A 12980-nucleotide genomic window follows, 5' to 3' on the forward strand; every position below is an offset into this window, starting at 1 on the left:
AACTATCCCCGCAGGAGTTGTTTGACCGTTCCAATCAGTTCTGTTGGCTGAAACGGTTTAGCGATGTAGGCATCCGCCCCCTGTTTCATGCCCCAGTAGCGATCGAATTCTTCTCCTTTTGAAGAACACATCACTACTGGTACATTTTGGGTTTTAGGATCGGCCTTGAGGCGACGGCAAAGTTCATAGCCGTTCATCCTGGGCATCACAATATCCAAGACCACTAAGTCAGGACAACGACCCTGAATGTATTCCATTGCTTCGACCCCATCGCTGGCCACGGTCACATTCAGTCCACTTCCTTTCAAGAGGTCTGAGATCATCTCCCGTTGGGTGACGCTGTCTTCCACAACCAGAACCGTACTCATAACTTTTTACCTGATGTTTATGTAGGAAATCTTGACGTGAATTGCTTACGAGTAAGCGCCAAGCGCAGGCTACGCAAACGTACACTTTAGCAACAACTTTTCTATACTTGCGTCTTGAATTACTATCGTCTTTTTGAGTTAATTTCTGTTGTTGACCTTTATGGTTTTTTTCGAGCTTGGCCAGATGCGTGGGATTGTCGTATAAGAATACTTTTTCACCATTTCTGGCAACAGCAAAATGTTTCAACCCCAAATCAATGCCATAAATTTCACCTTCGGTAGTTGTCGTATTTTCGCCTTCTACCTCAAACAGGATAGACGCAAAGTATTTACCTGAAGGTGTTTCGCTGACCGTTACAGTCTTAATTTTCTCTTCTATCGGGCGCTGTATTTTAGCTTTCAATTCGCCAATATTGCCATGAAATTTGATAATCCCATCTAAAACTTTGACGTTTTGCGGGTATTGAGCAGACTGTTTACCTTTCTTTGATACCACCTTGCGTAGCACTCAATCTCACCCCCTTATTGCTATTTAGTGATTGCGATCATCATATTACCATGAAATCAATCATTCCCGAAAATATCGTTGCTTTGCTCTTGTTGGCTGGTTTTATTCATCCCTGCCTAAAACGTAGGTATTTTATGGTGTTTATAGGTAGGGACATAGGCGCGACATTTTGTTAAAGGTAAGGCTGCATTGAGGTTGACCCTCTGGCCTTGCTAATGACTAAAGTATCTCGCATCGTTATCCAATAGTGTACAATTAGTCCAAGCGTGGGGAAGCGTTTAGTCCCTCTGTAAAGAGAGAACGATCGAGCAATCGGATGAGCTAAGTGGGCGATAAGCTGCATAAACGGTCGAAAGGTAAAGATAGTGCGCTGAGAACGTCCAAAAGTAAATTAATTCGACGAACCAAGAATAGAAGCTTGCTAGACGCTAGGGTTTAGCGGTGCTAGTATCAATTTCTGCTATCTCCTCTTCTAGCGCATCAAGAGACAATTGGGCTCTTTGGGATAGGTTGGGGTTACAGGGGCCAACATATTTCTCCACGAGCATCAATAACTCGCTGTCGCCAAACGGCTTTGTGAGGTAGTCTGTCGCCCCAACCATACGCGCTTTGACTCGATCGATAAAGCCATCTTTGCCGGTGAGCATAACGATTGGTGTTTGCCGGAAGGCTGTGGAGCGACGCAACATGGCACAAATCTCAAATCCATCCAGATCGGGCATGGCTATATCGCAAAGAATTAAGTCTGGCTTGATTTGAAAGACTAAACTGAGAGCCTTCAAGGGATTGTCGATCGCAGCAACTGCGTAACCATACTGTTTTAGGGTATACTCTACTGCTTTACAAGTGGCAATACCATCATCAATAAAGACAATGCGGGGTACTCCGGTTTCGGGGTACGGTGTCAATTCTCGGTTGGAAGCAGTAGCAGCTGTGGCGGGGTAGAGCAGTTGCACCCAGCCCTGCTGTATGTAAGGATAAATGGCTCGCGCTACTGGCAAAATTTCTCGATTTAGATAGCGAGCCATTTGGCGAATGGAAGTTTTGCCGTCAGCCCAATGCTCTAGGATTTTAAAGGTATTTTCTGGCAGTTTGTGGCGTAATTGGGCTGGGTCTACAATGACCGGACATTGATCGGGAGACTGGATGTGGGGGTGAAACTGCTTCCACTCCTGCACCTGTTTCATGATGTGGGTCACAAGAGGGCCAATTTCCAGGGTTGTCAGTTGCGGTTCCAGAGCGGGGCCAATTTCAAAGATAAATGAACCATTGCGTAAGCCCAGGAGGTCAAAAAGGGTTTCGCGCACCATGCTTTGGATGATGCTGCGCCCTTGAGCGGGGGTAACGATGTGCGTTTCCAGCAAATTCCACAAGTAGCCATATTCGGGCGCATTTATCGTGGCTATGGATGGAACGCTTACGTTGTCTAGGGCAGCGTCTACCTTATAGCGACGCACGTAGTCGCGCAGGCGCGATAAACTGTTATCGCCGTTCGCTGCATAGGCAATTTGACCGTTGAGGAAAAATACAATCCAAAAATGCTCCTTCGATCGCGTCTTGGGATCGCGGTACAGACCGATCGAGCCTAGCGTGCGCGTAGCGTTTTCGCCACCGAACGCCTCTACTTCTAAGTACCCTGTTCGCTGACCCAACTCTATAAGTTGCAGAATACTGCGGATATCAATTTCACTCAACGTTCCCTGCATGGAACTATAGCGCTCTCCTAAAAATTCACTCTTCACTACATAAGAGGAAATCTAGACGTATTCAGTCTAGGTTCAAATTTAACTGAATCGCCCGGAAGTCCCCCATTAAAACTGTACCCAGTTTAGTGGTGGGATGAAAGGCGGGGGATTCCTCATTGACCCCTTAAGGGTCGATGAGGAATCCCCAAATCTTGACCGAGCGCTTTACCGCAAATGTATATTGTGCTAAGATATATCCACAGGAGGTGATATTGAGTGCTGCACAAAGTCATTCAAGTCCGATTATACCCAACAAAAGAACAACAGCAACAATTAGCGCAAACATTTGGATGTGCTAGATGGTGGTGGAATTTGGCTCTAAATAAATCAATTCAAGTTTACAAAGAAACGGGTAAAGGACTTGGAAGGTCTGCACTCAACGCACTTCTACCAGGACTCAAAAAGGCTGAAGAGACTAGATGGTTAGCTGATTGTTATAGTCAAGTTTTACAAGCAACAACACTCAACTTAACCACAGCGTACAAGAACTTTTTTGAGAAACGTGCCGGATTTCCTAAATTTAAATCTAAGCATGGTAAACAATCAATTCAATATCCTCAAAATGTCAAAATTGTAGATGGGAATATCCAACTTCCAGGCAATATTGGCATAGTCAAAGCCAAGATACATAGACCAATTGAAGGAAAAATAAAGACTGTTACTGTCAGCCAAACCCCGTCAGGAAAATATTTGGCATCCGTCCTGATTGAAGTTGAAGGTGAAAATCTCACCACAACAACAGAAGGTAAGATTTACGGCATTGATTTGGGATTGAAACACTTTGCCGTGGTCACCGATGGTGAGAAAGTGTCTAAATATGACAATCCTAAACATCTGGCCAAGTATGAAAAAAACCTCAAACGCAAACAACAAAAATTAGCACGTAAGCAAAAAGGGAGTAATTCACGATCCAAGTCCAGAAAAGTAGTTGCCAAGGTGTACGAACGGATTAGTAATTCACGGCAAGATTTTCTACATAAACTTAGTTATAAGTTGGTCAGCGATAGCCAAGCTGTCATCGTAGAAAATCTTCATGTCAAGAGCATGGTTCGTAATCCCAATTTGGCGAAAGCAATATCTGATGTTGGATGGGGAACGTTTGTCAACTTTTTAGCCTATAAGCTAGAGCGTAAAGGTGGAAGATTAATTGAAGTTGATAGGTGGTTTCCTAGTTCTAAAATTTGTTCTCATTGTTTCCATCAAGTAAGTGAAATGCCATTAGATGTGAGGGAATGGACTTGCCCTCATTGCGGTACTCATCATGATAGGGATGGAAATGCGGCGATAAATATTAGATCTGAAGGCATCAGAATGCTAAAGGCGGATGGTTCAGCCGTCTCTGCTGTAGGAGGGGAGGTAAGACCAAAACTCGGACGAAAGTCTAAGCTGCGGCACTCGCCTTTGAGTACAGAAGCTCACGTTATAGTCGGTACTCCGATTTGACGGTGAGTAGTTCACCGTAACTGCCAACACCTGCGGCTTTGCGTCCAATCCTCTCTCATAAGCCAGTTATGAATAATTTTCGCATTTTCCCGGTAGCAAATTTCAAACCTTGAGCCGCCATTTGTGCGAGTTGTGCAAGCCGGGGTGCCAATTGGTAAAAATTACCTACTGCATCAGTTCTTTTTGGGCGAGATTTACCAGGGCTTCTGTTGCGTGAGCTAGTATGGCTGTTGGAGGCAAGGCTTTGACTCGGTTCGGTCATGCTATATACATTAACCGCTCACTGTGACAAGTGAGTTCAGATTGTTTTAAATACGCAGTCTGCCTAAACTAAGTTTAGGCAGATAGACTAAATTATCCGGGGAAGGTTTAGCCTGCCTATCGGCCCCAGACACATCAAGAGGACTATCGGCGTGCTGTATCTAGCGGAAGTACAGAAACAGAAACAGTTAATGAGTGTCAAGACTGACCTCAAACTGCTAGCTTGTCAGCGGGGGGAAAGCTGGAGCCCAGTGCCGGGTGAGGAAGTGATTCCCGCTCCCCCTGATGAAGCTAATAAATATAGCGAGGGTGTATTGGTACTGGTTGAGATGTCGGCAAATCGACAGGTGCAACGCATTAACCCTGGGCGCGAATTAGTTGCTATTTTGCAAAATTTCTCTCGGCTGCAAGAAAAGTATAAGAATAAGGAAGAAGAAATCGAACAGTGGAAGGAGTCTCTGACGTATCAGGCTCAGGAGCTGAATCGTCGGGAGATGGAAATCCAGGCAAGGCAAGAACAGCTCGAACAAATGGAGGGGGAGTTTGAACGGTTGGAGCAGCAAAAGCTGGAAATTGACAGCGGTCGGGAGGAGGCCCAGCGACTGCGGGAAGAGATTGACCGGAACCGTCAGGAGCTAGAAGGGGCCTGGGCTCACTTACGGGGGGAGCAGGAGCGGGTAAAGCAGCTGGAGGTAGAGTTTCAGCCGAAGGCTTCGCTCGATGACGATCAGGCTCACAGTATACAAGAGTTGCTCAAGAGGATGTATGAGACGATCGCATCGCCAGAACCAATACAGGCACAACTAAATTTGGCGCTTGAGATAGTAGGACAACAGCAGGCAGATCTGAACAAACACTGGGAGCAACTGGAGCAACAACGAACGAATGCTCAGGTTCTGCAAGATCGAGTTGAAACTCAAGGTAACAATCTCCAAAATCGCTGGCAACAGTGGCAGCAAGACCGGGAAAATTTGGCGCAGGCACGCTTAAAGCTGATGGTACAGCAGAAGGATCTGGAACTGAAGCAGGAGCAAGCTCAAAGGCTGAGTCTTCAGTTGCGGGGTCATGAAGATTTGCTTCAACAAGTTCAGCGCATGGCAGCAATGTCTTCTGATGTTAAGATCGGTCAGCAAATTGATGTTCAAGCTCTAGAGCGAATTTCTTTGCAAGAACTCCAGGTAATGGTGCAAAATCAGAAGCAGGAGTTGGAAAAGGCGAAGCGCTTTCTGAGCGACCAGGAAGAAGAGCTGGAATTGCAGCGGGAGACTATTGCAGAATTGCAACAGAAAATTCAAGGGGCTAGCGATTACAATCGCGCAAACTTGCAAGCGGAACTCGCAGATGAGCAAGACCGCTACCAAATACTTGACGACTCGGTTGTAGGTTCCCGCCGTACTGTGCGGGAGCAAGAAGAAGTTTTCAGTCAGCACGTTAGGGTGCGGCGACGTCGGCAAGGAATGCCGGAAGATGATGTACAAGACAATCAAAAGGTCGATCTCGGCCCAGTGCTGGCGCAGCTTGAAGCTTCTCGCCAACAACAGGCTGAGGAACTCCAAAAGCTGGAAAGGGATATTGAGCAGATGCGCTTGAATATTCAGCAAGCTAAGGGCATGATCGATCATCAGGATCGAGAACATGAGAACCAGCGCCAGGAATTGCAAACCAGCGAGCAGAATTTGCTTCCCCAGCGGACATCGGTAGCTGAAAATTGGGGTCGGTTGAAGCTTTATGAAGAAATTTTACAGCCGAGCCAGGATAAGCTGAACGATCTGCGACAGAAGTTGGACGCTCTAGCCGGGATACTGGGTCAGATCCGGGAAACTGGTGATTATCAGCATCATGCTATTGCTGAAATGCGAAAAATTTTCTTTAGCATCATGCCCAGCCATTTACAACAAGAATTGGTAGCGTCTTAACTTTTGACTTTAAAACAGATCCAATCGTCGTCAACTTCTGCGATCGCACCTCCTGGAAATGGGTCAGTGCGAGAGCGGTTAGGAGATGTAATTAGGGCGGTCAGTTTTTCTACCTGGTCGAAGCTAGGGGCGGACGCTAACTCTTGTTGCAGAAATTGGCGCATGACCCGGCGTTGCAGGGCTAGAGGTGCATTCTGCACGACAAGGCGATTTAGGCGACTCATAATTGGCGATCGATCGTTTTCCCCTGCTCCCCTGCTCAAGAGCTCCTCTGCTTCTCTGCTCAAGAGCTCTGTTGCCTGTTGCAGCAGTTGGTGGGCGGCATCTTCTAAATATTGTACTTCCGCTTGTAAAAGTTCGGCTGTTTGGGCTAAGGCTTGCTCGACTTGAGGGTTGAAGTGCTGTTGCAGATATGGTATGATATTATGCCGAATCCGGTTACGGGCATATTTCAAATCTTGGTTAGTGGAATCTTCCCAAACGGGAAGTTGCATTTCCTCGCAGAATTTGCCTGTTTGGGTACGAGTGACTTCTAAAAGCGGACGCACCAGTTTTACTCGATCGGCGAGAGGACGTTGCCAGGTAAGGCTCTGCAAGCCATCTGCACCGCTGCCGCGAATTAAGTTGTAAAGTAGAGTTTCGGCCCGATCGCTGCCTGTGTGACCTGTGAGGATGTAAGGGTAGTCGTGTTGTTGGGCTAAAGCGCTTAAAGCTTGATAACGCCACTCTCGCGCCGCCGCTTCACTTTTGAGAACTTGGTCAGCTGTTTGGCACCAGAAAGCTAATTGCCAAGTTTTAGCTAGTTTTTCGACATGGTTGGCATTAGCTTCCGAGTCTTGACGCCAGCGGTGATCGCAATGGGCAATTGCCAGATGCCATCCCCATTTTGGTTGTAAATCTAATAATAATTTCGCTAAGCAAAGAGAATCTTGTCCCCCAGATACAGCTACTAATAACCGCTGTTTTTGCGGCAATAGTTGGCGTTGACGCAGAATTCGATGTATGTGGGCGTGGAGATCTGTCCAAAATGAACGTTCAGCCATCAGCAGTTAAGTTTGCGATCGTTTATTTGATGTGAACTAAAACCACTGTTGGCTATAATTATATACAATCCCCGTTTAAAATCGTATTTTTATTATTTATATCTAATGAGCTTTGATGACTTTTCTATTGATTAGTTACCTTTTTCAGTAGTTTCTTCATTGTTTGAATTAAGTCGGCTGGCTGAAAAGGTTTAGTTATATAGGCATCTGCACCTTGCTTGAGGCCCCAGTAATGATCGAACTGTTCGCTCTTACTGGTACACATTAGCACAGGTATATTCTGTTCTTTGAAGTTATTTTTGACCCAACGGCAGAGTTCGTAGCCGTTCATCCGGGGCATAACGATATCGGTTATCACTAAATCTGGGCATTTAGCTTGCATTTTTTCGATTGCATCGATGCCGTCACACGCCTCAATAACTTGTACTCCTTTGCTTTTGAGCAAATCGGAAACCATTGTTCGGACGGTGGGACTGTCATCTACAAGCAGAACTGTAATCATCTTTCTTCCTCTCTGGAGACTCCCGCCATAGCTGTACTCGGCTTGGGGGCGAGAGGAAAGTGAGGTCGGGGTCTATGCGACATAACTACTCCTCTTGGTTAACAAGGAAACCATTGTGCCTCACAAGGGGTAAAACTCCCAGGCATCCCTGCTGCATTACAGGTCTTAGGCTACCGATATTGTTCTTTATAGACCCGCCTCAGTGGGGCGTTTAGTTGGTGGGGATTGCTCCCCGTGGGATTACGATTATATTGTTAGGCTTGACAATGTTTGGCTTTTTACGCTGACGACATTGGCTTCAACCCAATAGCCTGTGTGAAGTACCCCAACTAAACTTCGTTATAGTTGGAGCTTACCCAACCAAAACAAAGACTTAGAACGGTTTTATTCGTTTTCGGAGTTTCCCGCTTCATCCGCACTGCCATTTTAGGAACTTACTAAGAAGTCGAGAACTAAATCTCGTGATGGCCTTACAATGCGTCCACAGGCAGCCGCCCTTCTTCCACGGGCAGTTGATTTCTGTTCGTACAGCATTCCTTGGACTTATGCGATCGCAGCCAGCTGAGAATGCTCCTTCCCTAAACTCTGATGTTTCTGCGGCAAGAGCCGTAACTCTACTTCGGAATTGGCCTGTCTGATATCCATACAGTTAGGCGGGTCAACGACCATAAGCATGATAACATGGATTCGCACTTCGCTCAATTTATTGGTTGGTCGGCATTCATCCCCAGCTAAAACGTAGGTATTTGCGAGGCTGTTTATAGGTGGGGACTTCTGCCAATATTTCGTTAAAAAAACCAACCGTAGCTGTGTAATCCTTTGCCTAAGAGATTAACGCCGAGATAGCAAACCCAGACTACGGCGAAGCCGGTTGTGGCCAAAATGGCTGGACGCCTACCTTGCCAACCGCGAGTGATCCGGGCATGGAGATAGGCGGCAAATATGAGCCAAGTGATGAGTGCCCAAGTTTCTTTGGGGTCCCAACTCCAGTAGGAACCCCAGGCTTCGTTAGCCCAGACGGCACCGGCGATAATGCCAATTGTCAGGAGGGGAAATCCTAGCCCGATCGTGCGGTAGCTGATATTATCGAGGGTTTCAGCTAGGTTGAGGCGTTGAGGCGAAAGTAATTCGGCTGGCTGGACTTTTTGCGTCGGTTTGGTTTGTACCTTGTTGAGAACAGCTGTTTGGGCGCTGCCGTTGAGGTTAACCCCCCCTCTTTCCCCCCCGTTGACGGGGGGGATGAAAGAGGAGATTTGTTCAAGAGTAGCTGCCGAGCTTAAGGATACCAATTCTCCAGAACGGCGCAACTGGTAGCGATCGCTGCGAAAGCCGCCGGTGCCTACGGAACTACCTTTGAGTTCGATGTTTTGTCCGCGAGTGACGACCAGAAATGCGATCGCTAGCAGCGACCCCACCATCAAAGCGGCATAACTGAGCATCATGACGCTGACGTGCATCATCAGCCAATTGGATTTGAGTGCGGGTACAAGCGGTTCTGCTGACTGCATGGGCGCTGGTAGGGTCATCGTGGCAAATGCCGTGATGCTCATTGCTACGGGTGCCGTAGCGACGCCTACCAAGCGGCTGCGGCTCATATTTTCGGCAATCAGATGGACTGCGGTGATTCCCCAAGTCAGGAAAAAGAGGGATTCATACAAATTGCTCAATGGAAAGTAGCCCGCTTCTAGCCAGCGTGCCCCTAGCAAAGAAGCTATGCTCATATTTGCGATCGCCATCCCAGCTGTTCCCAAGGCGGGTAAATAAGGGATGCTAGGAAAAGCTGCGCCGACCCAATAAATCAGCATCGTGATAAATAGCAAGGCAAAGCTTGCGTTGTCCAGCCAATTCTGGAATACAACCAAATCCATAACTGTGTTCTCCCCGATCGTTTTAAAGCTTTAACTTTGTATAGTACAGCGAGCATTGGGCATTGGGCATTGGGCATTGGGCATTGGGCATTGGGCATTGGGCATTGGGCATTGGGCTGGTGATTCTCTCCCCCACTCCCCCACTCCCCTCTTTCCCTAGCCCCTAGCCCCTGTTTTCTTTTGACTTTCCCTACTTCTCAACTTTTTTTAATTTGACAAAAATGTCGAAGCGTGTGCTGCGGGCGTCGCTGATGGCGGTGGTGATACCAACTGCTTGCGTCGGGAGGATCGAATTTCTGAGCATTCGTTGGGTATTGGGATCGGGGGAGAGTCGAAACAAAGAAGTTAAGACGCTGGCTGTCAAGTCGATACCGAGACGATCGATGTCCAGGAAAAAATTACCGTTGTTGGGTTTAAGCTCTAAGGGGACTATATTTTGGAATAGCTGGCTAGAAGCTAAGGTGGCTTTGGGTTGGGGAACGATCGCATCTGTTATGTTATCGCCCAATACCAAGAAAGCTACATTATCTTTTAGCCAACCGTGGCTCATTTTTTGCCCTTGGGATGGGGAAGTAAAATTAATTACAGGTAGATCGCCAATTTTAGTTGTTTCCACTTTTAAGTTGTATTTATTGGCTAGAGCCCGGTCAAATTGCTGGAGGGATTTTTCAGCTAAGCTGCGATCGCTCGCTTTTACCATAAATACCACTCCCGCACCTGAATTGAGAGATGGCGAATCAGATGAAGATTGTTGAGGAAACGGAATCAAACACAGGGAGAACTCACCGCCCATCCAGGCTACTAAATCCCGATCTAAATCTAGATTTGAGAAATTTTTGACCAAATTTCGCAATTCTTGGGGTTTAAATGGCGTTATCGGATTCGACTCAGCCCCTTGAACGTACTCCTGCCAAAACTGTTTTAAATTCCCACCAGACATCATCATCAATGTATCGGCTGGCAGTAGTTTGGGCATTATACCAGCTTCATTTTTGACAGCATACTTCTTCTGGCTATTCGGCTTGAGCCAGGAAATACTCTTAAAGCGAATGCCTTCTTTTTCCAGAGTAATTGTTGTCGCTAAGCCTTGCTGCTGCTGGAGTTCGACAAAGCCTTGGGGAGAAACTTGCTGCTGAAAATTTTTGGCGACAGATGCCGCTGCGGGGATATTGACATACAATTTAGCGAAAGGTCGATCGGCTTTTATTTGCTCCAATGCTTGAGAGTAGCCGGGAGTTGTGGCCAGAGATGCACCGCCAAGATAAGTGTCGATCGCGCGATCGGTTGCTTTGGAATCGGTTGTGATGACTAAAAACCGCCGATCTAATACCGTTGCCGAATAATTCTCAGTGGATCGAACTTTAATTTCTTTGATTTGGACGCCTTTGTAGGTGCGATCGACCCAATTGCCTTGTTTGAGGGGACTGTTGGGTTGTTCTAGTAGCTTTATAGCCCGAACTGGGTCGTCGATAGGCAATACTATGACGACAGACTGCTTATCTGGTTCTGGTTTTGAGGGTTGTTGGGTGAGTTTGCCTTCCGGGGATTTTGTCTGTTGTGACAAAAAGGCAATAGTTACTTCTTTGCCAGCCCAAGACTGGATATCTTGTTGGTAATTGTAGCCATTGGGCGCGAGGAAGCGATCGCGTAAGTTGGAGAGAGTGCGATCGAAACCCGCTTGGCTTTCTTTAGTGCCAAACTCGTGCAACTGCTGCCATCGATCTGGATTCGTGGACACAGAAAGCGCCACTAAAGCATCTTGGGGAACCACGTTAGCACCCGCAGGCAAGATCCCCGATAACTGCGCTCTCTGGCTTAGTACCCAGTAGGCAGTTGCGCCGCCACCAATCAGCAGGGCGGTGGTTCCCAAGGTTAGTAAAAGTGATGGTTTTTTTCCTTTAATCATTAGTCATTAGTCATTAGTCATTGGTCATTGGAAAAGGGAATATTTTAGATAAAGTAGAAGATTTATTTTTAATTGAAAATCTTCCGTTTGAAAATTTTAAATCTCAAATCTTAAATCTGAAATTCTGTTTACCTAATCCCTACTAACAATTTGTGATAAAGCGTATCCCGTTGTTGGTAAGGACGCCCCAGGGAACGAATAGCCGCTTGCAAAGTTTCCACTTCCATACAAGTGCCGCCTTTTGCCCCAGCCATTGTAGTAATATGCTCCTCCATCAGCGTACCGCCAATGTCATTGCAGCCCCAAATGAGAGCTTCGGTAGCACCAGCAAGACCGAGTTTAACCCAACTAGGTTGATGGTTAATTATCCAATTGCCCAGGAAAATTCGGGCTACGGCTGTCAGTAAAAGGGCGTCTGCTAGAATGGGTTGGTCGCGTCCCACTCGCTTTTGTAAGGGTTTAGGTGCTTCTTGACCGACAAAGGGCAGTAGGATGAATTCTGATATCCTAGCTGGGTATCCCCGTTCTAAGGCAGTTTGTTGAAGGCTTCGCAATAAACTCAAATGCCACATTTGCTGTTCGGGCGTCTCTATGTGACCGGAAAGCATTGTACTGGTTGTAGGTAACCCCATCCTGTGAGCTGTGCTAACAATTTCTAACCAAGTGGCGGTGTTAATTTTTTCTGGACAGAGGATGCGCCGCACGCGATCGTCTAAAACTTCTGCCGCTGTTCCAGGCATAGAGCCTACTCCAGCATCCCGCAACTGAGCAATGACTGACTCGTAAGTTAAGTTATCTTCCCTGGCGATGAATTGCACTTCCTGGGGGGAAAAAGCGTGCAGGTGGAGTTGAGGGAATTCGTTTTTGATGCCCTTTACTATCCGCAAGTAATAAGCCAGGGAACTACCATTAAGTTTAGCTTTAAGATTGAGTCCCCCCTGCATACAAATTTCGGTGGCATCCCGACAGACGGCATCTGTCGCTTTTTCGAGAATTTGGGCTAAATCTAACCAATATGCTCCTTCTTCACCTTCATCGCGGCGGAAGGCGCAGAAACTACAGTGCTGTTCGCAGATATTGGTAAAATTGATATTCCGGTTGATAACGTAGGTAACGGTGTCGCCAGCTTGCCGTTGGCGGAGTTTGTCTGCTGTGGCGCGAATGGCGGCTAAAGCACCTGAATCCGTCTGCTTTAAGAGTACCGCTCCCTCTTCGGGAGAAATATCTTTGCCCGTTAGAGTGCGATCGAGAATGGCATCAACAGTTTTAATAGTCACAGTGGGTTTAGGAAAAATCTGGTTTTTCATCAATTTAGGGAAGAGGGGCTAGGGGCTAGAGGCTAGGGGCTAGGGGCTAGGGGGAAGAGGGGAAGAGAATTTCAGATTTGAGATGTTAGATATCAGATTCGTCAATTAAAAAT

At 46.9% G+C, this 12980-nt stretch carries 11 protein-coding genes; 2 read left to right on the plus strand and 9 right to left on the minus strand.

Features of this window, described 5'->3' with window-relative positions; translation table 11 throughout:
- Nucleotides 1–2: 2 nt before the first annotated feature.
- The 3 genes from LAY41_RS10230 to LAY41_RS10240 form a co-directional block, all read right to left on the minus strand.
- A complete protein-coding gene (locus tag LAY41_RS10230) occupies nt 3–323 on the minus strand; it encodes a response regulator transcription factor (protein ID WP_249097072.1) in 321 nt (106 codons plus the stop codon).
- On the minus strand, nt 229–876 hold the full coding sequence (locus tag LAY41_RS10235; protein WP_249097074.1) for an RNA-guided endonuclease InsQ/TnpB family protein: 648 nt from the start codon (nt 874–876) through the stop codon (nt 229–231). The genes LAY41_RS10230 and LAY41_RS10235 overlap by 95 nt, the downstream gene beginning before the upstream one ends.
- 428 nt (nt 877–1304) lie before the next feature.
- Nucleotides 1305–2582, minus strand: a complete 1278-nt coding sequence (locus LAY41_RS10240) for a response regulator (RefSeq protein WP_249097165.1) — start codon at nt 2580–2582, stop codon at nt 1305–1307.
- A gap of 255 nt (nt 2583–2837) precedes the next feature.
- Here LAY41_RS10240 and LAY41_RS10245 point away from each other — a divergent pair, with 255 nt between their 5' ends.
- Entirely contained in the window at nt 2838–4064 is a 1227-nt protein-coding gene (locus LAY41_RS10245) for an RNA-guided endonuclease InsQ/TnpB family protein (RefSeq protein WP_249097076.1), read from the plus strand.
- Between the two features lie 413 nt (nt 4065–4477).
- Nucleotides 4478–6241 (plus strand): pilus motility taxis protein HmpF, encoded by a 1764-nt coding sequence (gene hmpF / locus LAY41_RS10250; RefSeq protein WP_338022965.1) that lies wholly within the window; start codon nt 4478–4480, stop codon nt 6239–6241.
- Here the strand turns inward: hmpF and tilS are convergent.
- From tilS to cofH, 6 genes are all read right to left on the minus strand, one after another.
- Nucleotides 6238–7284, minus strand: a complete 1047-nt coding sequence (tilS, locus tag LAY41_RS10255) for a tRNA lysidine(34) synthetase TilS (protein ID WP_249097078.1) — start codon at nt 7282–7284, stop codon at nt 6238–6240. The genes hmpF and tilS overlap by 4 nt on opposite strands.
- Nucleotides 7285–7408: 124 nt before the next feature.
- Complete coding sequence (locus tag LAY41_RS10260) at nt 7409–7786, minus strand: response regulator (RefSeq protein ID WP_249097079.1); 378 nt, start codon at nt 7784–7786, stop codon at nt 7409–7411.
- Between the two features lie 543 nt (nt 7787–8329).
- Nucleotides 8330–8461, minus strand: coding sequence for a hypothetical protein (locus LAY41_RS32245; protein WP_275974043.1), 132 nt, complete (start codon nt 8459–8461; stop codon nt 8330–8332).
- Between the two features lie 113 nt (nt 8462–8574).
- On the minus strand, nt 8575–9654 hold the full coding sequence (gene ccsB / locus LAY41_RS10265) for a c-type cytochrome biogenesis protein CcsB (RefSeq protein WP_249097080.1): 1080 nt from the start codon (nt 9652–9654) through the stop codon (nt 8575–8577).
- Nucleotides 9655–9844: 190 nt separating this feature from the next.
- The gene (locus tag LAY41_RS10270) at nt 9845–11560 is read right to left on the minus strand and encodes a DUF3352 domain-containing protein (protein WP_249097083.1); all 1716 of its coding nucleotides are present in this window, start codon (nt 11558–11560) and stop codon (nt 9845–9847) included.
- A gap of 128 nt (nt 11561–11688) precedes the next feature.
- The gene (cofH, locus tag LAY41_RS10275) at nt 11689–12837 is read right to left on the minus strand and encodes a 7,8-didemethyl-8-hydroxy-5-deazariboflavin synthase subunit CofH (RefSeq protein WP_249097084.1); all 1149 of its coding nucleotides are present in this window, start codon (nt 12835–12837) and stop codon (nt 11689–11691) included.
- Between the last annotated feature and the right edge of the window lie 143 nt (nt 12838–12980).

This window comes from Argonema galeatum A003/A1, assembly GCF_023333595.1.
Lineage (GTDB): Bacteria > Cyanobacteriota > Cyanobacteriia > Cyanobacteriales > Aerosakkonemataceae > Argonema > Argonema galeatum.

Bases quoted from the DNA above. Each gene is read 5' to 3' on its own strand.
- LAY41_RS10230 (WP_249097072.1), bottom strand. From the start codon at position 323: ATGATCTCAGACCTCTTGAAAGGAAGTGGACTGAATGTGACCGTGGCC.
- LAY41_RS10240 (WP_249097165.1), bottom strand. From the start codon at position 2,582: ATGCAGGGAACGTTGAGTGAAATTGATATCCGCAGTATTCTGCAACTT.
- tilS (WP_249097078.1), bottom strand. From the start codon at position 7,284: ATGGCTGAACGTTCATTTTGGACAGATCTCCACGCCCACATACATCGA.
- LAY41_RS10260 (WP_249097079.1), bottom strand. From the start codon at position 7,786: ATGATTACAGTTCTGCTTGTAGATGACAGTCCCACCGTCCGAACAATG.
- LAY41_RS32245 (WP_275974043.1), bottom strand. From the start codon at position 8,461: ATGCTTATGGTCGTTGACCCGCCTAACTGTATGGATATCAGACAGGCC.
- ccsB (WP_249097080.1), bottom strand. From the start codon at position 9,654: ATGGATTTGGTTGTATTCCAGAATTGGCTGGACAACGCAAGCTTTGCC.
- LAY41_RS10270 (WP_249097083.1), bottom strand. From the start codon at position 11,560: ATGATTAAAGGAAAAAAACCATCACTTTTACTAACCTTGGGAACCACC.